This is a genomic window from Pseudomonas sp. BNK-45 (assembly GCF_047456255.1).
Taxonomy (GTDB): domain Bacteria; phylum Pseudomonadota; class Gammaproteobacteria; order Pseudomonadales; family Pseudomonadaceae; genus Aquipseudomonas.
This window is the reverse complement of sequence record NZ_CP179909.1, coordinates 5,403,582-5,430,096: the sequence shown is the minus strand read 5'-3', so window position 1 is coordinate 5,430,096 and position 26,515 is coordinate 5,403,582. Positions and strand designations below refer to the sequence as shown.

The 26,515-nt window shown below is 62.2% G+C and carries 21 protein-coding genes and 3 tRNA genes; 21 read left to right on the top strand and 3 right to left on the bottom strand.

Annotation, left to right across the window (positions count from 1 at the left end; translation table 11 throughout):
* Positions 1-106 precede the first annotated feature (106 nt).
* Together ACMGG8_RS24465 and ACMGG8_RS24460 are read left to right on the top strand one after the other, a co-directional pair.
* Entirely contained in the window at positions 107-1,066 is a 960-nt protein-coding gene (locus ACMGG8_RS24465) for a tRNA dihydrouridine synthase (protein ID WP_060838398.1), read from the top strand.
* A 115-nt stretch (positions 1,067-1,181) separates the two neighbouring features.
* On the top strand, positions 1,182-1,628 hold the full coding sequence (locus ACMGG8_RS24460; protein ID WP_060838399.1) for an Hsp20 family protein: 447 nt from the start codon (positions 1,182-1,184) through the stop codon (positions 1,626-1,628).
* Positions 1,629-1,676: 48 nt separating this feature from the next.
* Here ACMGG8_RS24460 and ACMGG8_RS24455 read toward each other — a convergent pair whose 3' ends face one another.
* Both ACMGG8_RS24455 and ACMGG8_RS24450 read right to left on the bottom strand, forming a co-directional pair.
* A complete protein-coding gene (locus ACMGG8_RS24455) occupies positions 1,677-4,955 on the bottom strand; it encodes an EAL domain-containing protein (RefSeq protein WP_414158603.1) in 3,279 nt (1,092 codons plus the stop codon).
* An 84-nt stretch (positions 4,956-5,039) separates the two neighbouring features.
* Complete coding sequence (locus ACMGG8_RS24450; protein WP_060838401.1) at positions 5,040-5,930, bottom strand: LysR family transcriptional regulator; 891 nt, start codon at positions 5,928-5,930, stop codon at positions 5,040-5,042.
* Between the two features lie 153 nt (positions 5,931-6,083).
* Here ACMGG8_RS24450 and leuC point away from each other — a divergent pair, with 153 nt between their 5' ends.
* The 19 genes from leuC to ACMGG8_RS24355 all read left to right on the top strand — a co-directional run bounded on the left by leuC (position 6,084) and on the right by ACMGG8_RS24355 (position 25,031).
* Positions 6,084-7,502 (top strand): 3-isopropylmalate dehydratase large subunit, encoded by a 1,419-nt coding sequence (leuC, locus tag ACMGG8_RS24445; protein WP_060842999.1) that lies wholly within the window; start codon positions 6,084-6,086, stop codon positions 7,500-7,502.
* 10 nt (positions 7,503-7,512) lie between these two features.
* The gene (leuD, locus tag ACMGG8_RS24440; protein ID WP_016967984.1) at positions 7,513-8,157 is read left to right on the top strand and encodes a 3-isopropylmalate dehydratase small subunit; all 645 of its coding nucleotides are present in this window, start codon (positions 7,513-7,515) and stop codon (positions 8,155-8,157) included.
* Between the two features lie 99 nt (positions 8,158-8,256).
* The gene (locus tag ACMGG8_RS24435; protein WP_414158602.1) at positions 8,257-9,021 is read left to right on the top strand and encodes a class I SAM-dependent methyltransferase; all 765 of its coding nucleotides are present in this window, start codon (positions 8,257-8,259) and stop codon (positions 9,019-9,021) included.
* A 51-nt stretch (positions 9,022-9,072) separates the two neighbouring features.
* A complete protein-coding gene (leuB, locus tag ACMGG8_RS24430) occupies positions 9,073-10,155 on the top strand; it encodes a 3-isopropylmalate dehydrogenase (RefSeq protein ID WP_060838404.1) in 1,083 nt (360 codons plus the stop codon).
* 54 nt (positions 10,156-10,209) lie between these two features.
* Complete coding sequence (gene asd / locus ACMGG8_RS24425) at positions 10,210-11,322, top strand: aspartate-semialdehyde dehydrogenase (RefSeq protein ID WP_060838405.1); 1,113 nt, start codon at positions 10,210-10,212, stop codon at positions 11,320-11,322.
* Positions 11,323-11,500: 178 nt separating this feature from the next.
* On the top strand, positions 11,501-12,511 hold the full coding sequence (locus ACMGG8_RS24420) for an aspartate-semialdehyde dehydrogenase (RefSeq protein ID WP_414158601.1): 1,011 nt from the start codon (positions 11,501-11,503) through the stop codon (positions 12,509-12,511).
* Positions 12,512-12,713: 202 nt separating this feature from the next.
* Positions 12,714-15,323, top strand: a complete 2,610-nt coding sequence (locus tag ACMGG8_RS24415) for a FimV/HubP family polar landmark protein (RefSeq protein ID WP_414158600.1) — start codon at positions 12,714-12,716, stop codon at positions 15,321-15,323.
* Between the two features lie 280 nt (positions 15,324-15,603).
* Positions 15,604-16,428, top strand: coding sequence for a tRNA pseudouridine(38-40) synthase TruA (gene truA, locus ACMGG8_RS24410; RefSeq protein WP_060838408.1), 825 nt, complete (start codon positions 15,604-15,606; stop codon positions 16,426-16,428).
* Between the two features lie 63 nt (positions 16,429-16,491).
* Positions 16,492-17,124 carry a phosphoribosylanthranilate isomerase gene (locus tag ACMGG8_RS24405; protein WP_414158599.1) on the top strand — a complete coding sequence of 211 codons (633 nt, stop codon included), beginning with the start codon at positions 16,492-16,494 and terminating at the stop codon, positions 17,122-17,124.
* A 259-nt stretch (positions 17,125-17,383) separates the two neighbouring features.
* Positions 17,384-18,304 (top strand): acetyl-CoA carboxylase, carboxyltransferase subunit beta, encoded by a 921-nt coding sequence (gene accD / locus ACMGG8_RS24400; protein ID WP_060838410.1) that lies wholly within the window; start codon positions 17,384-17,386, stop codon positions 18,302-18,304.
* Positions 18,301-19,608, top strand: coding sequence for a bifunctional tetrahydrofolate synthase/dihydrofolate synthase (gene folC, locus ACMGG8_RS24395; RefSeq protein WP_060838411.1), 1,308 nt, complete (start codon positions 18,301-18,303; stop codon positions 19,606-19,608). Before accD ends, folC begins: the two co-directional genes overlap by 4 nt.
* Complete coding sequence (locus ACMGG8_RS24390) at positions 19,592-20,251, top strand: SPOR domain-containing protein (protein ID WP_060843005.1); 660 nt, start codon at positions 19,592-19,594, stop codon at positions 20,249-20,251. The genes folC and ACMGG8_RS24390 overlap by 17 nt, the downstream gene beginning before the upstream one ends.
* 98 nt (positions 20,252-20,349) lie before the next feature.
* Positions 20,350-20,907, top strand: a complete 558-nt coding sequence (locus tag ACMGG8_RS24385; RefSeq protein ID WP_016968003.1) for a CvpA family protein — start codon at positions 20,350-20,352, stop codon at positions 20,905-20,907.
* 41 nt (positions 20,908-20,948) lie between these two features.
* Complete coding sequence (gene purF / locus ACMGG8_RS24380; RefSeq protein ID WP_060838413.1) at positions 20,949-22,454, top strand: amidophosphoribosyltransferase; 1,506 nt, start codon at positions 20,949-20,951, stop codon at positions 22,452-22,454.
* Between the two features lie 36 nt (positions 22,455-22,490).
* Positions 22,491-23,702, top strand: a complete 1,212-nt coding sequence (locus ACMGG8_RS24375) for an O-succinylhomoserine sulfhydrylase (protein ID WP_016968005.1) — start codon at positions 22,491-22,493, stop codon at positions 23,700-23,702.
* Positions 23,699-24,475 (top strand): SDR family oxidoreductase, encoded by a 777-nt coding sequence (locus ACMGG8_RS24370; protein ID WP_060838415.1) that lies wholly within the window; start codon positions 23,699-23,701, stop codon positions 24,473-24,475. Before ACMGG8_RS24375 ends, ACMGG8_RS24370 begins: the two co-directional genes overlap by 4 nt.
* Before the next feature lie 167 nt (positions 24,476-24,642).
* Positions 24,643-24,718, top strand: a tRNA-Val gene (locus tag ACMGG8_RS24365).
* A 58-nt stretch (positions 24,719-24,776) separates the two neighbouring features.
* Positions 24,777-24,853 (top strand) — tRNA-Asp (locus ACMGG8_RS24360).
* A gap of 101 nt (positions 24,854-24,954) precedes the next feature.
* Positions 24,955-25,031 (top strand) — tRNA-Asp (locus tag ACMGG8_RS24355).
* Between the two features lie 197 nt (positions 25,032-25,228).
* Here ACMGG8_RS24355 and ACMGG8_RS24350 read toward each other — a convergent pair.
* Complete coding sequence (locus ACMGG8_RS24350; RefSeq protein ID WP_060838416.1) at positions 25,229-26,512, bottom strand: NAD(P)/FAD-dependent oxidoreductase; 1,284 nt, start codon at positions 26,510-26,512, stop codon at positions 25,229-25,231.
* Positions 26,513-26,515 lie beyond the last annotated feature (3 nt).

Sequence of the window (26,515 nt, the reverse complement as noted above, 5' to 3'; positions counted from 1 at the left end):
CAAGGCTCGTTCGCGACCTGCAGGCCCCGACAAAACTCCTGCTCAAGGGCGAAACCCAGTAAACTGGCGGACGTTTTTTCGCCCGTTTTTTCGTTGAGTGTGTTTCATGCAAATTGCCCTGGCGCCCATGGAAGGGTTGGTCGACAACATCCTGCGGGATGTGTTGACTCGTGTTGGCGGGATCGACTGGTGTGTCACCGAGTTCATCCGCGTCAACGACCGTCTGCTGACGCCTGCCTATTTCCACAAGCTCGCTCCCGAGTTGCTGCACGGTGCGCATACCGCTGCCGGTGTGCCGTTGCGCGTGCAGTTGCTGGGTTCGGATCCGGTGTGTCTGGCCGAGAACGCCGCGCTGGCCTGTGAGCTGGGCAGCGAGGTTATCGATTTGAACTTCGGTTGCCCGGCCAAGACCGTCAACAAGTCCCGGGGCGGCGCGGTGCTGCTCAAGGAGCCCGAGCTGCTGAACCAGATCGTCGAGCATGTGCGGCGCGCGGTGCCGGCGCACATTCCGGTCACGGCAAAAATGCGGCTGGGTTTCGACAGTCCGGACGGCTCGCTGGTGTGTGCGACCGCTTTGGCCGAGGGCGGTGCCGAGCATATCGTGGTTCACGCCCGGACCAAGGTCGACGGCTACAAGCCGCCGGCTCACTGGGAGTGGATTCCCCGGGTCCAGGAGGTGGTCAAGGTGCCGGTGTTCGCCAACGGTGATATCTGGAGCGTCGAGGATTGGCGGCGCTGCCGGGAGATCAGTGGTGTCGAGGACATCATGCTCGGCCGAGGCTTGGTGTCGCGTCCGGACCTGGCACGACAGATCGCCGCTGCCCGGGCGGGCGAAGAGGTGGTGGCCATGTCCTGGGCCGATCTGCAGCCCCTGCTCCAGGACTTCTGGGCCCAGGTGGTGGTGCAATTGACGCCGCGTTCGGCGCCGGGGCGGCTCAAGCAGTGGCTGGCCATGCTGACCCGCAACTACCCGGAGGCGGTGGAGTTGTTTACCGCTCTGCGCCGGGAAACCGACCTGGACCAGGTGGGGCGCCTGCTGGGTGTACCGCGCAGCGAGGCGGCGTAAAAAAATTCAAAAAAGGGCTCTTGAAATGCCAGGGCCGATCCCTATCTCTTGGGTACGCGACGCCGAATTCGGGTCGCGGAGATAACCACTCGCTGAAATATCAGGAGATAGACCCATGAGTACTGCATTTTCCCTGGCTCCACTGTTCCGTTCCTCTGTTGGCTTCGACCGTTTCAACGACCTGTTCGAATCGGCGTTGCGCAATGAGCCGGGCAGCAGCTATCCACCCTACAACGTAGAAAAACACGCCGACGACCAATACCGCATCGTCATCGCGGCTGCCGGTTTCCAGGAAGAAGACCTGGAACTGCAAGTGGAGAAAGGCGTGTTGACCGTGAGCGGTGGCAAGCGTGATGCCAATGAAAGTGTCACCTACCTGCACCAGGGCATTGCCCAGCGTGCATTCAAGCTGTCCTTCCGCCTGGCCGACCATATCGAGGTCAAGGCCGCGGCCTTGAGCAACGGTCTGTTGAACATCGACCTGCTGCGGGTTGTGCCGGAAGAGGCCAAGCCAAAGCGCATCCCGATCAACGGTGCGCAGCAGCCGGCTCTGCAACACTAAGACCGCTGCAAAAAAAGGGCGCCCTGGTGGCGCCCTTTTTCGTGCCCGTCATTTCAGCAGTTTCTTGAATTCGCCGAGGGGCAGCGGCCGGCTGTGCAGGTAGCCCTGGTACAGATGGCATTCCAGCCCCTGGAGGAACTCCAGTTGCTGCGGGGTTTCCACGCCTTCGGCGATGACCTTCAGGTTCAGGCTGCGGGCCATGGCGACGATGGCGCGGATGATTTCCGCATCGTTGGGGTCATGGGTGGCGTCGCGGACGAAGGACTGGTCGATCTTCAGGGTGTCCACCGGCAGGCGCTTGAGGTAGGTCAGGGACGAATAACCGGTGCCGAAGTCATCCATGGCGAAGCTGACGCCGAGCTTTTTCAGGCGGCGCATCTTGCTGATGGTGTCGTCCAGGTTCTGGATCACGATGCCCTCGGTGATTTCCAGCTTGAGCAGCGATGAGGGCAAAGCGTACTCGGTCAGGCTGTGTTCGATTTTCTCGACAAAGTCGGTCTGGCGGAATTGGCGCGGACTGATGTTGACGCACAGGCTGAAGTGATAAGGATCCACCAGACCCTCTTCCATCAGTTGGCTGAAGGCCAGGCAGGCTTCATCGAGAATCCAGGTGCCGACTTCAAGGATCAGGCCGCTGTCCTCCAGCACCTTGATGAATTCGGTCGGTGATTGGGCGCCCAGTTCCGGATGCTGCCAGCGCACCAGGGCCTCGGCGCCGACGATGCGGTTGTCGCGGGCGTCGACCTGGGGTTGGAAGTGCACGCTGAATTCGCCGCGGGACAGGGCCAGGCGCAGATCGGTTTCCATGCGCAGGCGCTCGCTGGCGGCCTTCTGCATGGTGTTGTGATACATCTGCGTGGTGTTGCGCCCGGAGTCCTTGGCCCGGTAAAGGGCGATGTCGGCGCGCTTGAGCAGGTCGGTGGGGGTCGAGCCGTGATCGGGAATCAGCGCCACGCCGATACTGGGGGTGACCTGCAGGCGCTGGCCGTCGAGGAACATCGGTTCCGAGAGCAGTTCGCGCAGGGTTCCCGCCAGGTGCCGTACCTGTTCGCTGACCTCGTTGCGCGAGCCTTCCAGGCCGCTGAGCAGCACCACGAATTCATCGCCGCCCAGGCGCGCCACGGTGTCCTCCATGCGCACGCTGGCTTCCAGCCTGGCGGTGATGATCTTCAGCACGGTGTCGCCCACCGGATGGCCCAGGGAATCGTTGATGTGCTTGAAGTGGTCCAGGTCGAGGAACAAAAGGGCGCCCCGCAGGTTGTGGCGCTTGAGCAGGGCGATCTGCTGGCTCAGGCGGTCCATCAGCAGGGCGCGGTTGGGCAGGTTGGTCAACGGGTCGTGGTAGGCCAGGTGGCGGATCTGCGCCTGGGCATTCTTCAGCAGGCTGACATCCCGGGCGGTGAGCAGCAGGCACGGGGTTTCGTTGAGGATGATCGGCTCCACCGACACCTCCAGGGTGAGGATTTCCCCGCGCTTGTTTCGCCCGAGCATTTCCAGGTGGTGCACGCGTCCCTTGAGTCTGAGTTCCGCCAGCAGCGTGGCGAGCTGGCCTTCTTCGGCCCAGATGCCGACCTGGTACATGGTATGGCCGAGCACTTCATCGGTGCGGTAGCCGGTCAGGCGGCAGAAGCCGTCGTTGACCTCCAGATAGCGGCCGGTCTCGCGCTCGGTGATGGTGATGGCGTCGGGGCTGGAGTGGAAGGCCTTGGCGAACTTCTCCTCGCTGGCCTTGAGGGCGGCCTCGGAGCGCTGCTGCTGGGTGATGTCCCGCAGCGTGGTGACGATGCACGGCTGTTTGTCGACGGTAATCAGGCGGCTGGAAATGATGCAGGTCAGCGAATGGCCGTCCTTGTGGTTGACCATCACCGCCACGTTGTTCAGCGCCTGTTCGCGAATCACCTGCTCGATCCGCCGCAGGCGCGGGGCAGGATCCTCCCAGAAGCCGATCTGCTCGGCGCTGCGGTTGATCACGTCGTCCTGGGTCCAGCCAAAGGTCTGGGTGAAGCTTGAATTGATCTCGATGAACTGGCCGGTTTCCAGCAGGGTCAGGCAGATGGGGTCCGGGCTGACCTGGAACAGACTGGCGAATTTCTCCTCGGAGGTGATCAGGCGCTGTTCGCGCTCCACCTGCTCGGTGATGTCCAGCAGCGTCCCGGCCATGCGCAGGGGATTGCCCGAGTCGTCGCGATAGAGGCGGGCGCGGCTTTCGAGGTAGCGCGAGCTGCCGTCCGCCAGTTGCACCCGGTAGGTCAGCTGGTAGTTGCCCGCCGGGCCTTCGCGCAGGCTGCGATAGGCATCGCGCATGCTGTCGCGCTCTTCGGTGGGTACGCCCTCGAAAAAGGCCTCGAAGGATTCGTGGAAGGGCGCCGGGGCCAGGCCGTGCAATTGCGCGGCCCGCGCAGAGCCGTACAGCATGCCGCTGGGAATGTGCCAGTCCCAGGTGCCCAGTTGTGCCGAGTCCAGGGCCAGGTCGAGGCGTTCCTGGCTGTCCTTGAGCGCCTGTTCAGCCCTTTTGCGCTCGCTGGTGTCGAGAAAGGTGCTGAGCAGGTAGGGCTTGCCTTCCAGTTCGATCTTCTGCGCGCTGAGGATGCCGTTGTGGATCTGGCCGTTGCTGGCGCGGAACTGCACTTCGAGGCTCGCGGCCTGGCCTTTCTTCTGGACGGCCTTGATCAGTTGGGCGCGCTGCTCGGGATTGACCCACAGGCCGATCTCCAGGGTGGTACGGCCGATCACATGTTCGGCGGGCCAGCCGAACTGGCTTTCGAAGTACTGGTTGGCCTCACTGATCAGGCCATCTTCCAAGCGAGTCAGCAGCACCGTATTGGGGCACAGGTGAAACAGGGTGGCGAAGCGCTTTTCCGAGTTGCTGAGGGCTTCCTCGCGTTGGCGCTGGTGGGTGATCTCGCGGATCACCCCGATCATGCGGGGTTTGCCGTGCTTGTCCGGCAGTACGCTGCCGTTGATCTCCAGCCAGTGCAGGCTGCCATCGGGCCAGCGAATGCGGTGGTGCATGGCGTGTTCCAGCGGGGCGCCCGCCAGCACCGAATGAAAGGCGCGCACTGTCCTGGCCCGGTCCTCGATGGGCAACAGGTCAAGGTATTCGAGGTTTTCCGGCAGCGGCTGGCGCGGGTCGAAGCCAAACAGCGCCTGGGTGCCCCGGGACCAGCTGATCTGCCCGCTTTCAATATCCCAATACCAGGCCCCCAATCGAGCACCATTGAGGGCGGCAAGCAGTTGTGGCGCGCTTTCCCAGCTTTGCTCCGACTCCTTTGGGTCGATGGCATGGATGCGCGGCATGGGTGGAATACGATCAGCGGGTTTTGGCATGGGGGTCAGGCCTTGAGCTGAGTCATTCGTTTTACGCGAGGAACTCATGGCGGTGCGGCGTGGCACGGGCACTACCCGGAAAAGCTATGCCGGGTTCCCTGGCCAATCGACTTGTGCATCCAGTAGGGCCATGAAAGCCCGCGCAGCGTTCGACAGCGTCCGTTCGGTGTGCAGGATATAGCCTAGCTGGCGTCGCAGTTGTATGCCCGGTAAAGGGATGCGCGCCACCTGATCATCGAGCATGGTACGCGGCAGCACGCTCCAGGCCAGGCCGATGGACACCATCATCTTTATAGTTTCCAGATAGTTAGTGCTCATCGCGATGTTCGGTGTCAGGCCCTGGGCCTCGAACAGGCGTTGGACGATGTGGTGAGTAAAGGTGTTGCCGCCGGGAAATACCGCCGGATGCAGGGCGATGTCCGCCAGGCTGACCTGGCCATTGCTGACCAACGGATGCTCCGGGGCGGCAACGAAGTCCAGCGGGTCGTCCCAGACGGCGCTGGCCCTGATCAGGCTGTGGGGCTCTGGCGCCAGGGTGATCACTGCCAGCTCGGCCCGGCCATGGAGGATTTCCTCGTAGGCCACCTCTGAATCGAGGAATTGAATGTCCAGCGCCACTTGCGGGTAGCGCCGGGTAAAGGCCCGCAACAGCGGCGGCAGGCGATGCAGGCCGATGTGATGGCTGGTGGCCAGGGTCAGGCGGCCGCTGACTTCGCCGTTGAGGTTGGTCAGGGCGCGGCGGGTGTCGTCCAGCACGTTGATGATCTGATAGGCCCGGGGCAGCAGGGCGCGTCCGGCCTCGGTCAGGCCGATTTCCCGGCCCAGGCGGTCGAACAGCCGCACATTGAGCTGCTGCTCCAGGCCGGCGATGCGTTTGCTGATGGCGGGCTGGGTCAGGTGCAGGCGTTCACCGGCGCCGGAAAAGCTGCCGGTTTCGGCAATGGCAATAAAGGCGTTGAGGTTGGCCAGGTCCATGGTTGCATTCCAGTTGGTTATCCAAGGCATGAAAAAGATGAATTTGAGTTATTTAATCTAACGCCATAGCATCAGCCTCACAAGCCAAGGGGTTATTGATCGGCTCGCGATCAGGGCCCGGGGCATAGAAACAAGCTGATGAGGAATGGTCCGATGGCCGGTAAGACGCTTTACGACAAGCTCTGGGATTCGCATTTGGTCAAGCAGCGCGACGATGGTTCGGCGCTGATCTATATCGATCGTCACATCATCCACGAAGTGACCTCGCCACAAGCTTTCGAAGGCCTGCGTCTGGCCGGGCGCAAGCCTTGGCGCATCGATGCCAACATCGCCACCCCGGACCACAACGTACCGACCACCCCCGAGCGCAAGGGCGGGATCGAAGCGATTGTCGACCAGGTTTCCCGTCTGCAGGTGCAGACCCTCGATGACAACTGTGACGAATACGGCATTGTCGAATTCAAGATGAACGACGTGCGCCAGGGCATCGTCCACGTGATCGGTCCGGAGCAGGGCGCCACCTTGCCGGGCATGACCGTGGTCTGCGGCGACTCCCATACCTCGACCCATGGCGCGTTCGGCGCGCTGGCCCACGGTATCGGCACCTCCGAGGTGGAGCACGTGCTCGCCACCCAGTGCCTGGTGGCCAAGAAGATGAAGAACATGCTGGTGCGCGTGGAAGGCACCTTGCCTTTCGGCGTGACCGCCAAGGACATCGTTCTGGCGGTTATCGGCAAGATCGGCACCGCCGGTGGCAACGGGCACGCCATCGAGTTCGCCGGCAGCGCGATTCGCGACCTGTCCATCGAAGGCCGCATGACCATCTGCAACATGTCCATCGAAGCCGGTGCTCGTGTCGGCCTGGTGGCGGCGGATGACAAGACCGTGGCCTACGTCAAGGGCCGTCCGTTCGCCCCCAAAGGCGCCGAATGGGACTTGGCGGTCGAAGCCTGGAAGGATCTGGTGTCCGATGCCGACGCCAAATTCGACACCGTGGTCGAGCTCGACGCGGCGCAGATCAAGCCGCAGGTCAGCTGGGGCACCTCGCCGGAAATGGTCCTGGCCGTGGATCAGCGGGTGCCGGATCCGGCCCAGGAAATGGACCTGGTCAAGCGCGACTCCATCGTCCGCGCCTTGAAATACATGGGCTTGAGCGCCAACCAGGCGATCACCGACATTCAGCTGGACCGGGTGTTCATCGGCTCCTGCACCAACTCGCGGATCGAAGACCTGCGCGCCGCCGCGGTCATCGCCAAGGGCCGCAAAGTGGCTTCCACCATCAAGCAGGCGATCGTGGTGCCGGGCTCGGGCCTGGTGAAGGCCCAGGCCGAATCGGAAGGCCTGGACAAGATCTTCCTCGAGGCCGGTTTCGAATGGCGCGAGCCGGGCTGCTCGATGTGCCTGGCGATGAACCCGGATCGCTTGGAGTCCGGTGAGCATTGCGCTTCCACCTCGAACCGCAACTTCGAAGGGCGTCAGGGCGCGGGTGGGCGTACCCACCTGGTGAGCCCGGCCATGGCCGCCGCCGCCGCTGTCAGCGGTCGTTTCGTCGACGTCCGTGAATTGATCTAAGGAGCGCAGCATGAAAGCTTTCACTCAGCACAATGGTTTGGTCGCGCCTTTGGATCGTGCCAACGTCGACACCGACCAGATCATCCCCAAGCAGTTCCTCAAGTCGATCAAGCGCACCGGCTTCGGCCCCAACCTGTTCGACGAGTGGCGTTACCTGGATGTGGGGCAGCCGTACCAGGACAACTCCAAGCGTCCGTTGAACAAGGATTTCGTTCTCAACGCCGAGCGTTACCAAGGTGCCAGCGTGTTGCTGGCGCGGGAGAACTTCGGTTGCGGCTCCAGTCGCGAGCACGCGCCGTGGGCGCTGGAAGAGTACGGTTTTCGCAGCATCATCGCCCCGAGCTATGCCGACATCTTCTTCAACAACAGCTTCAAGAACGGCTTGTTGCCGATCATCCTCAGCGATGCGGAAGTCGATGAACTGTTTCAGCAGGTCGAAGCCACCCCGGGTTACCAGTTGCATATCGACCTTGAGGCGCAAACCGTGACCCGTCCTGACGGCAAGGTGCTGAAGTTCGAGATCGATGCCTTCCGCAAGCACTGCCTGCTCAACGGTCTTGACGATATCGGCCTGACCTTGCAGGACGGCGACGCCATCGCCGCCTTTGAAGCCAAGCACCGGGCCAGCCAGCCCTGGTTGTTTCGCGACGCCTGATCGCCGGCAAGCCGGTGCCTGCGAAATTGCGCAGGTGCCGGCCTTGCAGGAGCTGGCTTGCCAGCGAACGCTGTTTCCCTTGTCCAGAAGGATCGTGCCATGACCAGCAACGCCCACAGCCAGGTAGTACAGAAGCAATTTGGTGAACAGGCTTCGGCCTACCTGAGCAGCGCTGTACACGCTCAAGGCGCCGAATTCGCGCTGCTACAGGCCGAGGTGGCGGGCCAGGAGCAGGCGCGGGTCCTCGACCTGGGGTGCGGTGCCGGCCATGTCAGCTTCCATGTCGCGCCGCTGGTCAGGGAAGTGGTGGCCTACGACCTCTCCCAGCAGATGCTGGATGTGGTGTCGGCAGCCGCCCAGGAGCGTAATCTGCACAACATCCGCAGCGTGAAAGGGGCTGCCGAACGCTTGCCGTTTGCCGACGGCGAGTTCGATTTTGTCTTCAGTCGCTACTCGGCTCACCACTGGAGCGACCTGGGCCTGGCCCTGCGGGAAGTGCGCCGGGTGCTCAAGCCCGGTGGCGTGGCGGCGTTCATCGATGTCTTGTCGCCGGGTAGTCCGCTGCTGGACACTTACCTGCAAAGCGTCGAAGTGCTGCGTGACACCAGTCATGTACGCGATTATTCGGCGGGTGAATGGCTGCGCCAGGTCAGCGAGGCCGGGTTGCACACCCGCAGCACTGCTCGGCAAAGACTGCGCCTGGAGTACCACTCCTGGGTCGAACGCATGCGCACCCCCGAGTCGCTGCGGGTGGCGATCCGCGAGCTGCAGCAGGCGATGGGCAACGAAGTGCGCGAATATTTTGAGATTGAGGCCGATGGTTCGTTCAGTACAGATGTACTGGTGCTGTGGGCCGAGCGATAGAACTTTTCCGGTTGCGCCCAGGGGCCGGCCGACAGAGCAAACGAGGAACGCATGAGCAAGCAGATTCTGATTCTCCCAGGTGATGGCATTGGTCCGGAAATCATGGCCGAGGCGGTCAAGGTGCTGGAGTTGGCCAACGACAAGTACGGCCTGGGCTTCGAGCTGAGCCACGATGTGATTGGTGGCGCGGCCATCGACAAGCATGGCGTGCCTCTGGCTGACGAAACCCTGGATCGTGCCCGCGCCGCCGATGCGGTGTTGCTGGGTGCGGTGGGTGGGCCGAAATGGGACAAGATCGAGCGCGATATTCGCCCTGAGCGCGGCCTGTTGAAGATCCGCGCGCAACTGGGCCTGTTCGGCAACCTGCGTCCGGCGATTCTCTACCCGCAACTGGCGGATGCCTCGAGCCTGAAGCCGGAGATCGTTTCCGGCCTGGACATCCTCATCGTTCGCGAGCTGACCGGCGGCATTTACTTTGGCGCCCCTCGTGGCACCCGCGAGCTGGAAAACGGCGAGCGCCAGTCCTACGACACCCTGCCTTACAGCGAGAGTGAAATCCGCCGCATCGCCCGGGTCGGCTTCGACATGGCCCGTGTGCGCGGCAAGAAGCTGTGCTCGGTGGACAAGGCCAACGTCCTGGCCTCCAGCCAGCTGTGGCGTGAAGTGGTCGAGCAAGTCGCCCAGGACTACCCGGATGTCGAGCTGAGCCATATGTATGTCGACAACGCCGCCATGCAACTGGTGCGTGCGCCGAAGCAGTTCGACGTGATCGTCACCGACAACATGTTCGGCGACATTCTTTCCGATGAAGCCTCGATGCTCACCGGCTCCATCGGCATGCTGCCGTCGGCGTCCCTGGACGCCAACAACAAGGGCATGTACGAGCCGTGCCACGGTTCGGCGCCGGACATCGCCGGGCAGGGCATTGCCAACCCGCTGGCGACCATCCTCTCGGTGTCGATGATGCTGCGCTACAGCTTCAACCTGACCGAGGCGGCGGACGCCATCGAGCAGGCGGTGAGCCGGGTGCTGGATCAGGGTTTGCGCACCGGGGACATCTGGTCGGCCGGTTGCACCAAAGTCGGTACGCAGGAAATGGGCGATGCAGTAGTCGCCGCGCTGCGGAATCTGTAATCTTTCGGGCCCACTGCATAGACAGTGGCCCACTTTTGTAAAGGTGTAGTTGCGATGAAACGTGTAGGTCTGATCGGTTGGCGCGGTATGGTCGGTTCCGTGCTCATGCAGCGGATGCTGGAAGAGCAGGACTTCGATCTTATTGAACCGGTGTTTTTCACCACTTCCAATGTCGGTGGCCAAGGGCCGTCGGTGGGCAAGGATATTGCTCCGCTGAAGGACGCCTACAGCATTGAAGAGTTGAAAACCCTCGACGTGATTCTGACCTGCCAGGGTGGCGACTACACCAGTGAAGTCTTCCCCAAGCTGCGCGAAGCCGGCTGGCAGGGCTACTGGATCGACGCCGCATCCAGCCTGCGCATGCAGGATGACGCGGTGATCATCCTCGACCCGGTGAACCGCAAGGTCATCGACCAGCAGCTGGATGCCGGGACCAAGAACTACATCGGCGGCAACTGCACCGTCAGCCTGATGCTGATGGGCCTGGGCGGCCTGTTCGAAGCCGGCCTGGTGGAGTGGATGAGCGCCATGACCTACCAGGCGGCCTCCGGTGCCGGCGCGCAGAACATGCGTGAGCTGATCAAGCAGATGGGCGCGACTCACGCGGCCGTTGCCGATGACCTGGCGAACCCGGCCAGCGCCATCCTCGATATCGACCGCAAGGTAGCCGAGGTCATGCGCAGCGATGCCTACCCGACCGAGAACTTTGGCGTGCCGCTGGCCGGCAGCCTGATTCCGTGGATCGACAAGGAACTGCCCAACGGCCAGAGCCGCGAAGAGTGGAAGGCCCAGGCCGAAACCAACAAGATCCTCGGGCGCTTCAAGAACCCGATTCCGGTGGACGGCATCTGCGTGCGTATCGGTGCCATGCGCTGCCACAGCCAGGCGCTGACCATCAAGCTCAACAAGGACGTGCCGATCGCTGATATCGAAGGGCTGATCAGCCAGCACAACCCCTGGGTCAAGCTGGTGCCGAACCAGCGTGACATCAGCATGCAGGAGCTGAGCCCGACCAAGGTCACCGGCACCCTGAATATCCCGGTTGGCCGTCTGCGCAAGCTGAACATGGGTTCGCAGTTCCTCGGTGCCTTCACCGTGGGCGACCAGTTGCTGTGGGGCGCGGCCGAGCCGCTGCGGCGCATGCTGCGGATCCTTCTGGAACGTTGATCCGCTGAGTGGTTGAAAGAACCCGCGCCCGAACCAGGACGCGGGTTTTTTTATGCTTGCCTTCGCAGGGGCAGGCTGGCCGGCGAAGAGGCCCGTTCCTGCCGCTGGCCCTCGCGAATTGCCTCGTCACCCCGTGCCGGGTAAAGTGCCGCTCCCCCGTTTCACCTGAGGTAGCGCCATGACTCCATCCTTTGATATTGCCGTGATCGGTGCCACCGGTACCGTTGGCGAAACCCTGGTGCAGATACTCGAAGAACGCGATTTCCCGATTGCCAACCTGCACCTGCTGGCCAGCAGCGAGTCGGCCGGTCATTCGGTGCCGTTTCGCGGCAAGAACGTGCGTGTGCGTGAGGTCGACGAATTCGATTTCAGCAAGGTGCAACTGGCATTTTTTGCCGCAGGTCCAGCGGTCACCCTGAGCTTCGCGCCCCGTGCCACCGCGGCCAACTGCGCAGTGATCGACCTTGCCGGCGCCTTGCCGTCGGCCCAGGCGCCCAATGTCGTGCCTGAGGCCAACGCCCAGGTGTTGGCCGGTTTGAGCAAGCCCGTGCAACTGAGCAGTCCCAGTGCCGCGGCCACCGCTTTGGCAGTGGCTCTGGCGCCTTTGCAGGGCTTGCTGGACATCCAGCGGGTGAGCCTGACCGCCAGTCTGGCCATCTCCAGCCAGGGGCGTGAGGCGGTCAGCGAACTGGCTCGACAAACTGCCGAGTTGTTGAATGTGCGTCCACTGGAGCCGCGCTTCTTCGACCGCCAGGTGGCCTTCAATCTGCTGGCTCAGGTTGGCGCGCCGGATGCCCAGGGCCATACCCTGCTGGAAAAGCGTCTGGTCAGGGAACTGCGTGAAGTGCTGGGGCAGCCTTTATTAAAGATTTCTGTCACTTGCATTCAAGCGCCGGTGTTTTTTGGCGATAGCTATAGCGTGACTCTGCAGTCGGGTGCCGATGTCGATCTGGCGGCGGTAAACGCGGCGCTGGAGGCCGCTCCGGGCCTGGAATTGGTGGAAGCCGGTGATTATCCCACCGCTGTGGGTGACGCCGTGGGCCAGGACGTAGTCTATGTGGGGCGGGTTCGTTCCGGCATCGATGATGCGACGGAACTGAATCTGTGGCTGACCTCGGACAACGTCCGCAAAGGTGCGGCCTTGAACGCTGTGCAGCTGGCTGAATTGTTGATAAAAGACCTGCTGTAAAAGATACTTGGCAACAATTTGCAGAATGAATCTAGCCGGGCGCTATGCTTGGCAAGTTGCTGGAGGTGAGTGGCCGTCAGGTGCTCCCGGGGCATGCAGAAAATAATCCCGCGTGGTGGTCGTGGCCTCCGCGCAGTGCCTTATGGCAGCCGCTACAAAACCTTCTCGCTGGCCGAGGAAAGTTCAAACAAAGGATGAGGCTATGGTTCAAGTTCGCAAACTGGTGTTAGCAATAGCGGCCGCCTCGGCGCTGTCCTCCGGTATGGCGCAGGCGCTTGGGCTTGGGGAGCTGACCCTGAAGTCGAGTCTGAACCAGCCTTTGGTAGCCGAAATCGAATTGCTCGATATCAAGGACCTGACTGCCGCTGAAGTGGTGCCCAGCCTGGCCCCGGCAGAAGAGTTCGCCAAGGCCGGCGTCGATCGCCAGGCCTTTCTCAATGACCTGAGTTTTACCCCCGTTCTCAATCCCGGCGGCAAGAGTGTGCTGCGGGTGACTTCGAGTCAGCCGCTGTCTGAGCCGATGGTCAAGTTCCTGGTGCAGGTGATGTGGCCCAACGGCCGCCTGCTGCGCGATTACAGCGTGCTGCTGGATCCTTCGAAGTTTTCCCCGCAAGCCGCCGCTGCTGCTCAGGTTGCTCCGGTCGCAGGTCCCGCGGTGAATGCCCCGGTTACCCGTGGCAACAAGGTCAGCAAGCCTGCGCAATACACCACTGCGGCCCGTGACACGCTGTGGGAAATCGCCGCGAAGAATCGCAATGGCGCCTCGATCCAGCAAACCATGCTCGCGATCCAGGCGTTGAACCCGGATGCCTTTATCGACGGCAACATCAATCGACTGAAGGCTGGCAGGGTCCTGCGTCTGCCTGACGTAGTGCAGAGCACTGCGTTGGCACAGCCCAAGGCCATTGCCGAGGTGGCTGCGCAAAACGCGGCCTGGCGCCAGGGGCGTCGGGCCGGGGCCCGCAGTCAGCAGCAGGTGGATGCCACCCGTCGTGCCGGTGCCGACAAGGCACCCAAGCAGGTCAATACCAAGGACAACTTGAGCCTGGTCTCGGCAGAAAGCGGCAAGGCGCGGGGCAAGGGGGCGGCAGGCGACAGCAAGGCGCTGAACAACAAGCTGGCGGTGACCCAGGAAAGTCTCGACGCGACCCGTCGCGACAACGCCGAGCTCAAGGAGCGCATGGCGGATCTGCAGAGTCAGCTGGACAAGCTGCAGCGTCTGATCGAACTGAAGAACAACCAGTTGGCCAAGCTGCAGGCCGAGGGTGCGGCGCCGGCTGCTCAGCCTGTACCGGCGATGCCGGCCGAGCTGGTGGCCAAGCCTGAGGCTGCGGCCCCGGTGGTGGCGCCAGTGGCTCCTGCGGCGCCAGTCAGTGAACCGGCTGCCGCTCCGGCAGTGGATGAGCTGGCCAAGACCGACGAAGACAAATATGGCGATCTGCTGACCAATCCGATCCTGCTGGGACTGGTAGGCGGCGGTGCGGTAGCGGCCGTGCTGTTGCTGTTGCTGTTGCTTGCCCGTCGCCGCAAGGCCCAGCAGGAAGCGGAAAAGCACCTGCGCATGGCGCGGGCCTTGTCCGAGGAAAGCAATGACTTCACCGAGGAGCTGGAATTGCCGGAAGGCAGTTTCGAAGGCCTTGAAGTTCCACCGCCCAGCGTCAAGCTGGCTCCAGCCCCAGCCCCAGCCCCAGCCCCAGCCCCAGCCCCAGCCCCAGCCCCAGCTCCAGCTCCGGTGGTGGCACCCATCCCGGCGGCACCGGTGGAGCGGGCCACGGACGTGCTGGGCCAGGCACAGAATCATATCGACGCCGGTCGTCTGAACCAGGCCGCTGCGCTGCTTGAAGAGGCAGTCAAGCTGGAGCCGCAGCGCAGTGATCTGCGCCTCAAGTTGATGGAGGTCTACGCGCATCAGGGTGATCGCAGCGCCTTTGTCGCCGAGGAGCGGCAACTGGTGGCCAATGGTGATAACCATGCCCAGGTCGAGCAACTCAAAAGCCGTTTCCCGGCGATGGTCGCAGTGGCTGCGACGGCCGGTCTGGCGGCGGCTGCGGTGGCGGCTGAGCTGGATGCCCAGTACGTCAAGGAGCTGCTGGACGAGCCGCAAACCCCTGAGCCTGCGGCGCCTGTCGAGGGGCTGGATGCGGATTTCGACCTGAGCCTGGACGATCTTGAGGCGGCTTCGCCTGCGGTCGTGGCGTCCGAGCCTGCGATCGAGCTGGAAGACTTCCCGCTGGATGACGACCTGAGTTTCGGTTCGGTACTGGAGCAGCAGACCGCCGCTCAGGAAAGCCTGGATGACCTGGGGGACTTCGATCTGGACCTGGGGGCTGATCTGCCCGCGGCGACCCAGAACGATGAAGATTTCCTGCTGAGCCTTGAGGATGATCTCAAGGATGTGCCGGCCGGCGATGTGCCTACGGTTACGGAGGCGGCTCTGGATGATCTGGACTTGTCGGCGGATTTCGATCTGTCCCTGGCCGATGAGATGGATGCGGCCGCCGAGCCCAAGGATGCGTTCGCTTCCGAGCTGGATGATGTCAATGCCGAGCTGGATCGTCTGGCTCAGAGTCTGGATCAGCCTGAGCCGGCCGTACCGAGTTTCACGGCTGAAGATGCAGCGGCGGCGCCTGAAGAGGCCGACTTCGACTTCCTGTCCGGCAGCGATGAAGTGGCTACCAAGCTCGATCTGGCTCAGGCCTATATCGATATGGGAGACAACGATGGCGCGCGAGACATCCTTGGCGAAGTGCTCAGCGAAGGCAGTGAAGGGCAGAAGAGTGAAGCCCAGGAAATGCTGGCGCGACTGGCCTGAAGCCAATACCGCTTGACCAGAACGGCAGCCGATGAGGCTGCCGTTTTTGTTGGTGCCGTTTTTTGGGCTGTTCGAATCGGAGCGCTTTGCTCGGGCGTGGCGTTGCTCTCTTTGTCCGGTGTTGAGCGAGGAGGGCGATGAAATGGCGGTCGATGCGCTCAATCTTCAACTAAACCGTGGCGGTGCATGGCGTCTGCCCCCGGCGGCCTTATAATGAGCGCCTTTGCGCATATCAGCAGGCTGTAAGTTCTTGGCAAATATAGATAACCCGGCAGCCGAAATGGCAGCCGAAGGCTTTTCCCGCATTGCTCTGGGTGTTGAATACAAGGGGTCGCGCTATCGCGGTTGGCAGCGTCAGGCCACGGGTGTGCCCAGCGTCCAGGAAACTCTGGAGAAAGCCTTGTCCAGAGTCGCGGACTCTCCCGTGCTGGTGTCCTGTGCGGGGCGCACTGATGCCGGTGTACATGCCTGCGGTCAGGTGGTGCATTTCGACACCCAGGCCGTGCGTTCGATGAAGGCATGGGTCATGGGGGCCAATATCAACCTGCCCCATGACATCAGCGTCAGTTGGGCTCAGGAAATGCCCGCGCATTTCCATGCGCGGTTCAAGGCCATAGCCCGGCGTTATCGCTATGTGATCTACAACGATCAGATCCGTCCGGCTCATCTCAATGAAGAGGTCACCTGGAATCATCGCCCCCTGGATACCGAGCGCATGGCCCAGGCCGCACAGTTTCTGTTGGGCACCCATGATTTCAGTGCCTTTCGGGCGGGTCAGTGCCAGGCCAAGTCGCCGATCAAGGAGATTCATCACCTGCGGGTGACCCGGCACGGCAAGATGATCGTCCTGGACATTCGTGCCAGTGCCTTCCTGCATCACATGGTGCGCAATATTGCCGGGGTCTTGATGACCATTGGTGCCGGCGAGCGCCCGGTGGAGTGGGCGCGGGAAGTACTGGAGAGTCGGGTTCGCCGCGCGGGCGGGGTCACCGCCCATCCTTTTGGCCTGTACCTGGTTCAGGTCGAGTACAAGGACGAGTTTGCGCTGCCAGAGCGCTACATCGGGCCACATTTCCTTACCGGTTGGCCTGAACTTGACGGCTGACGCCCGGAAAAGCATTTGCTACCATCCGGAACTTTCCGAATTTGCCCCCGAGGTTCACACGACATGTCAGCTGTTCGCAGCAAGATTTGCGGGATTACCCGCATAGAAGACGCGTTGGCGGTCGTGGAGGCGGGGGCTGACGCCATTGGTCTGGTGTTCTATGCCAAAAGTCCGCGGGCGGTGTCGGTGCAACAGGCGCGGGCGATCATTGCCGCCTTGCCGCCGTTCGTGACCACGGTCGGGCTGTTCGTCAATGCCAGTCGTTGCGAGCTGGGGGAGATCCTCGATGCCGTACCGCTGGATTTGCTGCAGTTTCACGGCGATGAGTCGGCGGCCGATTGCGCCGGCTATCACCGTCCCTATATCAAGGCGCTACGGGTCAAGGCCGGAGATGATATTGCCGCGGCCTGCCTGGCGTATCCGCAGGCCAGCGGAATTCTGCTGGATACCTATGTCGAGGGCGTGCCGGGGGGAACTGGCGAGGCTTTTGACTGGTCACTGGTTCCTCGGGAAGTGAGCAAGCCTATCATCCTGGCCGGCGGCCTCAGTGCGGAGAACGTTGCCCAGGCCATTGCCCAGGTTCGTCCTTATGCGGTGGATGTCAGCGGCGGAGTCGAGCAGGGCAAGGGCATCAAGGATCCGGCCAAGATCCGGGCATTTATGCAGGCCGTGCGTCGCAGCAGTGAGTCGATGTGACGGCTGGCAGTCTGCCGCCGTCCATAACACCACTGTACAAAACAGGCAGGCGTCGCCTTCAGGCGAGGCCGGAATCGAGTGGCAACCGCTCTATTGCGGGTTGTCGGGATGGCTGAGGAACGTTTCGTTGCAGGCAGGTCGAGCCCGGTGCTGACCGCGGTAGCGAAGTGAACATCGCCGCACACATGAATTTAGCTCAAGGGCATACGCGGGGTTGCGAACCAGAGCGTTCGGGCCGCCGGTACTGGAGAAAGAAAGCATGAGCAACTGGTTAGTAGACAAACTGATCCCTTCGATCATGCGTTCCGAGGTGAAGAAAAGCTCGGTGCCTGAAGGTCTGTGGCACAAGTGCCCGTCCTGCGAGGCGGTGCTTTATCGTCCGGAGCTGGAAAAGACCCTGGATGTTTGCCCCAAGTGCAATCACCACATGCGTATCGGCGCGCGGGCGCGCATCGACATCTTCCTGGATGCCGAGGGGCGTGCCGAGCTGGGCGCCGATCTGGAGCCAGTGGATCGCCTGAAGTTTCGTGACGGCAAGAAGTACAAGGACCGCTTGACCGCGGCACAGAAGCAGACTGGCGAGAAGGACGCGCTGATTTCCATGAGCGGCACCCTGCTGGGCATGCCGGTGGTGGTCTCGGCCTTTGAGTTCTCCTTCATGGGCGGCTCCATGGGGGCGATCGTCGGCGAGCGTTTCGTTCGTGCGGCCAACTACGCCCTGGAAAACCGTTGCCCGATGATCTGCTTCTCCGCCTCCGGTGGTGCGCGGATGCAGGAAGCGCTGATTTCCCTGATGCAGATGGCCAAGACGTCCGCGGTGCTGGCGCGCCTGCGCGAAGAGGGCATTCCCTTCGTCTCCGTGCTGACCGACCCGGTCTACGGTGGGGTATCCGCCAGCCTGGCCATGCTGGGTGACGTGATTGTCGCCGAGCCCAAGGCCCTGGTGGGCTTTGCCGGTCCGCGGGTCATCGAGCAGACCGTGCGGGAAAAACTGCCCGAGGGCTTCCAGCGCAGTGAGTTCCTCCTGGAGCATGGGGCGATCGACATGATCATTTCCCGTCAGGAGTTGCGTCCGCGCCTGGGCAACCTGCTGGCTCAACTGATGGGGCTGCCGACGCCCGAGTTTGTCGCGGCACCCGTTGAACCTATTGTGGTTCCGCCGGCTCCAGCAAACCTATGACCCAGCGCACCCTGGGCGATTGGCTCGCCTACCTTGAGCAGTTGCACCCTTCGGCCATCGACATGGGGCTGGAGCGCTCGCAACAGGTAGTGGCCCGGATGGGGCTGGGCAAGCCGGCGCCTCGGGTGATCACGGTCACCGGAACCAACGGCAAGGGCTCTACCTGTGCCTTTGTCGCCTCCCTGCTGCGAGCCCAGGGCTTGCAGGTGGGGGTCTACAGTTCACCGCACCTGCTGCGTTACAACGAGCGGGTGCAGATCAATGGTCTTGAGGCTTCCGATCAGCAGCTGTGTGAAGCCTTTGCGGCGGTAGAGGCGGGACGCGGTGACACTTCCCTGACCTATTTCGAAATGGGCACGCTGGCGGCGTTCTGGCTGTTCCAGCGGGCGGCGCTGGATGCGGTGGTGCTGGAGGTCGGTCTGGGCGGGCGCCTGGATGCGGTCAATCTGGTGGATGCCGACCTGGCGCTGGTGACCAGCATTGGTGTCGATCATATCGAGTACCTGGGGGACTCCCGGGAGTCGGTAGCCTTTGAGAAGGCCGGGATCTTCCGTGCCGGTGCACCCGCGTTGTGTGGCGACCTGAATCCGCCACAACCGCTGCTGGATAAGGCGCGGGAGCTGGGGTGTCCGTTTTTCCTCCGGGGACGGGATTTCGATCTGGCGCTGACCGAAGAGCATTGGCAGTGGCGCGGCCTGGATGCCCAGGGTCATCAGGTCGAGCTGCGGGATCTGCCGCTGCTCGATCTGCCCATGGAGAACGCGGCACTGGCCTTGCAGGCTTACCTGCTTACCGGGTTGCCCTGGCAGCCTGAGCAGATTGGCGCGGCTCTGCAGCAGACCCGGGTGACCGGTCGTCTGGATCGTCGGCAGATCGAATGGCAGGGCAAGCGCCTGAACCTGCTGCTGGATGTGGGGCACAACCCCCACGCCGCGCAGTATCTGGCCGAGCGCCTGGCACGTCGACCGCTGAACGGTCGGCGCCTGGCGGTATTTGGCCTGCTGGCGGACAAGGATCTGCCGGGGGTGGTGGGGTGTCTGCAGTCTTCGGTCCAGAGCTGGGCGGTGGCACCGCTGGATTCGCCCAGGGCGCGCCCGGCGCAGGATCTGCAGGTCGCGCTGGAGAGCCTTGGCGCTTCGGTAGCGTCCTACGCCAGTGTTGCAGCGGCATTGGAAGCGCAATGCGCGCAAGCGACCGCGGATGATGAAATTCTGCTGTTCGGATCTTTTTATTGTGTCGCCGAGGCGCTTGAGTGGCTCGCCCGGCGCTCCACGGAGGAAGCTGCACATGGCAATGCTGGATAACGTCTACAAGCAGCGAATGGTTGGAGCACTGGTGTTGGTGGCCTTGGCCGTGATCTTCCTGCCGATGCTGTTTTCGCGCGAGGATGAGCAGCGCCACGTAGCAGTTGAGGCGCCACCTGTGCCGCAGGCCTCGGCCATGCCGCAGGTTCAGGTTGAGCCGGTGGTGGTTCCCGAGCCCAAGGCCTTGCCTCAGGAGCCGGTGCCTGTCGAGGAGCCGGTGGTGCAGCAGGTTGCGCCTTCCATGCCGATTGCCCCGAGTGCGCCGGCGGTGGCTCCGGCGCCTGCAGTGGCGAGCAAACCGGTGCCAAAGCCTGCGCCTGCGCCTGTGCCGACCCCGGCGCCAGCCCAGCCGATTGCCGCCGCCAAGCCTGACACCAGTCAGAGCCGGATCGATGCCAATGGCCTGTCTATCAGCTGGTCGGTGCAGCTGGCCAGCCTGTCGAGCCGGGAAGGTGCGGAAAACCTGCAGAAAACCCTGCGCAGTCAAGGCTATAACGCATATATCCGTTCCGCCGAAGGCAAGAACCGGGTATTCGTCGGGCCGCTGATCGAGCGGGCCGAGGCTGATCGTCTGCGTGACCTGTTGGGTCGTCAGCACAACCTCAAGGGGTTTGTGGTGCGCTTCCAGCCGGAGCGTGGTTGAGGCTATCTGGCTGATTTCAAAAGCACAGTGAATCGCAGCTTACCGACAGCCAAGCGCTCTGTTAAAATGCGCCGCCTTATCCGTCTGTAGGCTGCACTGTGCCATTTACCTGGGTTGACTGGGCGATCGTTGCAATAATCGCCATCTCCGCTTTGATCAGCTTGAGCCGCGGTTTCGTCAAAGAAGCCTTGTCGTTGCTTACCTGGATCATCGCAGGAGTCGTTGCCTGGATGTTTGGTGGCTCACTGTCCGAGTACCTCGGCGGTTATATCGAAACTCCCTCGGCTCGCGTGATCGCGGGCTGCGCAATCATGTTTGTCGCCACCTTGCTGGTGGGGGCAATGGTCAACTATCTCATCGGCGAATTGATTCGCGTCACCGGCCTCTCCGGGACCGATCGATTCCTCGGCATGGCCTTCGGCGCGGCGCGTGGCGCGCTGCTGGTGGTCGTGGCAGTCGGGCTCTTGAGCCTGGGGCCGGTACAGCAGGATTCCTGGTGGCAGCAGTCGCGGCTGGTGCCACAATTTCTATTGGTTGCAGACTGGTCCAAGAACCTCATCCTGGGGTGGAGCAGTCAGTGGCTGGCCAGCGGTATCAGCGTACCCGCTGAAATACCGTTCAAGGAGCACCTCTTACCGGCCAAAACGCCTCAGTAAGATGGGTTCAGTTCAGTTTCATTAAGTAGGGGTTGCGTCGCATGTGTGGCATCGTCGGTATCGTCGGTAAGTCGAACGTCAATCAGGCGCTGTATGACGCGCTAACCGTCCTCCAGCACCGCGGCCAGGACGCTGCCGGTATCGTGACCAGCCATGATGGCCGGTTATTCCTGCGCAAGGACAATGGCCTGGTGCGTGATGTGTTCCAGCAAAGGCACATGCAGCGCCTGGTGGGTCACATGGGTATCGGTCATGTGCGTTATCCAACCGCGGGCAGCTCGACCTCGGCCGAGGCCCAGCCGTTCTACGTCAACTCGCCTTATGGCATCACCCTGGCGCACAACGGCAACCTGACCAATGTTGAACAATTGGCCAAGGAGATCTACGAGTCCGACCTGCGCCACGTCAACACCAACTCCGACTCCGAAGTGTTGCTCAACGTGTTCGCTCACGAGCTGGCCCAGCGCGGCAAGCTGCAACCGACCGAGGAAGACGTGTTTGCTGCGGTGACTGACGTGCACAACCGTTGCGTCGGTGGTTACGCGGTGGTGGCCATGATCACCGGTTACGGCATCGTCGGTTTCCGTGATCCCCACGGCATCCGCCCGATCGTTTTCGGCCAGCGTCATACCGACGAGGGCGTGGAATACATGATCGCCTCGGAAAGCGTTTCCCTGGATGTATTGGGCTTTACCCTGATTCGCGACCTGGCTCCGGGCGAAGCGGTCTACATCACTGAAGAGGGCAAGCTCTACACCCGCCAGTGCGCGACCAATCCGCAGCTCACTCCATGCATCTTCGAACACGTCTACCTGGCCCGTCCCGACTCGATCATCGACGGTGTCTCGGTGTACAAGGCGCGGCTGCGCATGGGCGAGAAGCTGGCCGAGAAGATCCTGCGCGAGCGTCCGCAGCACGATATCGACGTGGTGATTCCGATTCCCGACACCAGCCGTACCGCCGCGCTGGAGCTGGCCAACCACCTGGGGGTTAAGTTCCGCGAAGGTTTCGTCAAGAACCGCTACATCGGCCGTACCTTCATCATGCCGGGCCAGGCAGCGCGGAAAAAATCCGTGCGCCAGAAGCTCAATGCCATCGAGCTGGAGTTCCGCGGCAAGAACGTGATGCTGGTGGACGACTCCATCGTTCGCGGGACCACCTGCAAGCAGATCATCCAGATGGCCCGTGAAGCCGGCGCGAAGAACGTCTACTTCTGCTCGGCGGCTCCGGCAGTTCGTTACCCGAACGTCTACGGCATCGACATGCCTAGCGCCCACGAGTTGATTGCTCACAATCGCTCGACCCAGGACGTGGCTGATCTGATCGGCGCTGACTGGCTGATCTACCAGGACCTGCCGGACCTGATCGAGGCGGTCGGTGGCGGCAAGATCAAGATCGAGAACTTCGACTGCGCGGTGTTCGACGGCAAGTACGTCACCGGCGACGTCGACGAGGCCTATCTGAACAAGATCGAGAACGCTCGCAACGATGCGTCCAAGGCCAAGACCCAGGCGGTCAGCGCCATCATCGATCTGTACAACAACTGATCCAGAGCATTTAAGAAGACATTAGGAGTAGGCGGCATGAGTCAGGATTGGGATGCCGGTCGGCTGGACAGCGACCTTGAAGGCGTAGCGTTCGATACCCTGGCGGTGCGCGCCGGCCAGCACCGTTCGCCGGAAGGCGAGCACGGTGATCCGATGTTCTTCACGTCCAGCTATGTGTTCCGTACAGCCGCCGACGCGGCTGCACGGTTCGCCGGCGAAGTGCCGGGCAACGTCTATTCGCGTTACACCAACCCTACGGTGCGCTCGTTCGAAGAGCGCATCGCGGCGCTGGAGGGTGCTGAACAGGCGGTCGCCACGGCCACCGGCATGGCGGCCATTCTCTCGGTGGTCATGAGTCTGTGCAGCGCCGGCGATCACGTGCTGGTATCGCGCAGTGTGTTCGGCTCGACCATCAGCCTGTTCGAGAAGTACTTCAAGCGTTTTGGTGTTGAAGTCGATTACGTGCCCCTGGCGGACCTGTCCGGGTGGGATGCGGCGATCAAGAGCAACACCAAGCTGCTGTTTGTCGAATCCCCCTCCAATCCGCTGGCCGAGCTGGTGGATATCGCCGCCTTGGCTGAACTGGCGCATGCCAAGGGCGCGATGCTGGTGGTCGACAACTGCTTCTGCACCCCGGCCCTGCAGCAACCCTTGAAGCTGGGCGCGGACGTGGTGGTGCATTCGGCCACCAAGTTCATCGACGGCCAGGGTCGTTGCATGGGGGGCGTGGTCGCTGGACGCAGCGAGCAGATGAAAGAAGTGGTGGGCTTTCTGCGCACTGCGGGGCCGACCCTGAGTCCGTTCAATGCCTGGATCTTCCTCAAGGGCCTGGAAACCTTGAGCCTGCGGATGCGTGCCCACTGTGCCAATGCTCTGGCCCTGGCGCAGTGGCTTGAGCAGCAGGACGGTGTCGAGAAGGTGCACTACGCCGGTCTTGCCAGCCACCCGCAACACGAACTGGCCAAGCGTCAGCAGCGTGGTTTCGGTGCGGTGGTGAGCTTCGAGGTCAAGGGTGGCAAAGAGGGCGCCTGGCGCTTTATTGATGCCACTCGGCTGATTTCGATCACCGCCAACCTGGGTGACAGCAAAACCACCATCACCCATCCGAGCACCACATCCCACGGCCGCCTGGCGCCGCAGGAACGTGAGGCGGCCGGTATTCGCGACAGTCTGATCCGTATTGCGGTCGGCCTGGAGGACGTGGCTGATCTGCAGGCCGACCTGGCTCGTGGGTTGGCAGCCTTGTGATCGAGTTGTCCACGCCTCAGGGTGGCGGCAACGGACGTGTCGCGCTGGTGACTGGTGCGGCACGGGGCATTGGCCTGGGCATCGCTGCCTGGCTGATCAGCGAAGGCTGGCAGGTGGTGCTGACCGATGTGGACCGGGAGCGCGGCTCCAAGGTGTCCAGGGTGATGGGCGAGAATGCTTGGTTCATCACCATGGATGTGGCGGATGAAGAGCAGGTGGCGCAGGGCGTGGCCGAGGTGCTGGGGCAGTTCGGGCGCCTGGACGCTCTGGTGTGCAACGCCGCGGTGGCTGATCCGCACAACATCACTCTGGAAAGCCTGGATCTGGCTTACTGGAATCGGGTGCTGGCGGTGAATCTCGGTGGTCCCATGCTGCTGGCCAAGCATTGCGCGCCTTATCTGCGCGCCCATGGCGGTTCCATCGTCAATCTGGCGTCGACCCGGGCTCGGCAATCGGAGCCCGATAGCGAAGCCTATGCGGCCAGCAAGGGCGGTCTGTTGGCCCTGACCCATGCCCTGGCCATCAGTCTGGGGCCGGAGATCCGGGTCAATGCCGTGAGTCCTGGCTGGATCGACGCGCGTGATCCCGCGGTGCGGCGTGCCGAGCCCTTATCCGATGCCGATCACGCCCAGCATCCTGCGGGCAGGGTAGGGACGGTGGAGGATGTGGCGTCCATGGTGGCCTGGCTGCTGTCGCGTAATTCGGGTTTTGTCACCGGCCAAGAGTTTGTGGTGGACGGTGGCATGACCAAGAAAATGATTTATCAGGCCTAGGGCCGCGCCAGGCTTTAAGCGGCAAGTGGGTAGTGCGGTTGCGTGCCAGCCGCTTTTTTCTTGCAGCTGACAGTTGGGCGCTTCCGCTGTTTTTTTTAAAAAACTTCAAGCCTGCTATTGACTTAGCTTCGTTACCTGCGTAAATTTCGCGGCCTCAGCGAAGCAAAGGGTGATTAGCTCAGCCGGGAGAGCATCTGCCTTACAAGCAGAGGGTCGGCGGTTCGATCCCGTCATCACCCACCATTCCTGAGTGTCTTTCGCAAGAAAGACGGAAGCTTCCACGGAAGCCTCCAACCGACGCGCAGCGGTAGTTCAGTCGGTTAGAATACCGGCCTGTCACGCCGGGGGTCGCGGGTTCGAGTCCCGTCCGCTGCGCCATATTTTCCAAGCCAGGCTCGCCTGGTTTGAGATCGAAAAGCCTCGAAGCTCTTCTTTCAGACGATTTAAACGATTCACATGGACGCAAGTCCAAGCGATACGCAGCGGTAGTTCAGTCGGTTAGAATACCGGCCTGTCACGCCGGGGGTCGCGGGTTCGAGTCCCGTCCGCTGCGCCATATCAGCCTCAAGGACCACTGAACGCCTTGAAGCAACGAAGCAAGCTACAGGCTTGGTTCGCATCGATAGCAAAGGCCCTCGTCGAAAGACCGGGGTTTTTTGTTTTCGGAATTTGCCTTTTTGCAATACCTGTTGTTTGCGCATAAAAAAACCGCCTGTTCGGCGGTTTTTTTGTGGCTGCGAAAAACTCGGGCTATCAGAAGCCAAGCTTGTCGCGAAGGCTGTAGTACCAGGCGCCCAGGGCGGTGAATGGCGTGCGCAGCAGCTGACCGCCAGGGAAGGGGTAGTGGGGCAGGTCGGCGAAAGCGTCAAAGCGCTCTGCCTGGCCGCGCAAGGCTTCGGCCAGCACTTTGCCCGCCAGGTGGGTATAGGTCACGCCGTGGCCGCTGCAGCCTTGGGAGTAGTAGATGTTGTCGCCCAGGCGGCCCACCTGGGGCAGGCGCGACAAGGTCAGCAGGAAGTTGCCGGTCCAGGCGTAGTCGATCTTGACGTTTTTCAGTTGCGGGAACGCCTTGAGCATCTTCGGTCGGATGATTGCTTCGATGTTGGCCGGGTCGCGAGCGCCGTAGACCACGCCGCCGCCGAAAATCAGGCGCTTGTCGCCGCTGAGGCGGTAATAGTCCAGCAGGTAGTTGCAGTCTTCGACGCAGTAGTCCTGAGGGAGCAGGCTGGCTGCCAGTTCGTCGCCCAGGGGCTCGGTAGTGATCACCTGAGTGCCGCAAGGCATGGATTTGGCGGCCAGTTCCGGGATCAGATTGCCCAGGTAGGCGTTGCCGGCGACGATGATGAACTTGGCGCGGACTTTACCCTGTGGAGTATGGACGACGGGATTGGCCCCGCGCTCGATGCGTACTGCCGGGGATTGTTCATAGATGGTGCCGCCCAGGGATTCCACGGCCGCCGCTTCGCCCAGTGCCAGGTTGAGCGGGTGGATGTGGCCGCCGCTCATGTCGAGCATGCCGCCCTTGTATTGATCACAAGCCACGACTTCGCGAATCCGTCGCTCGTCCAGCAATTCCAGTTGAGTGTGGCCGTAGCGCTCCCACAGGCGCTTCTGCGACTCCAGGTGGCCCATCTGCTTGCTGGTCAGTGCAGCGAACACGCCGCCGTCTTTCAGGTCGCACTGGATCTGGTACTTGGCTACCCGCTCGCGAATGATCCGGCCGCCCTCGAACGCCATTTGCCCCAACAGTTGTGCTTGCTTGGGCCCGACACTGCGCTCGATCACGTCGATGTCGCGGCTATAGCTGTTGACGATCTGTCCGCCATTGCGCCCGGAGGCACCAAAGCCGACCTTGGCAGCTTCCAGCACTGTTACGCGAAAGCCGTTTTCCAGGAGAAACAGGGCGCTGGACAGACCGGTATAACCCGCACCGATCACGCAGATATCGGTTTCCACTTCGCCTTGCAGCAGCGGGCGTTCCGGAGCTGCATTGGCGGATGCGGCGTAGTAGGACTGTGGGTAGGGAATATGCGCCATCCT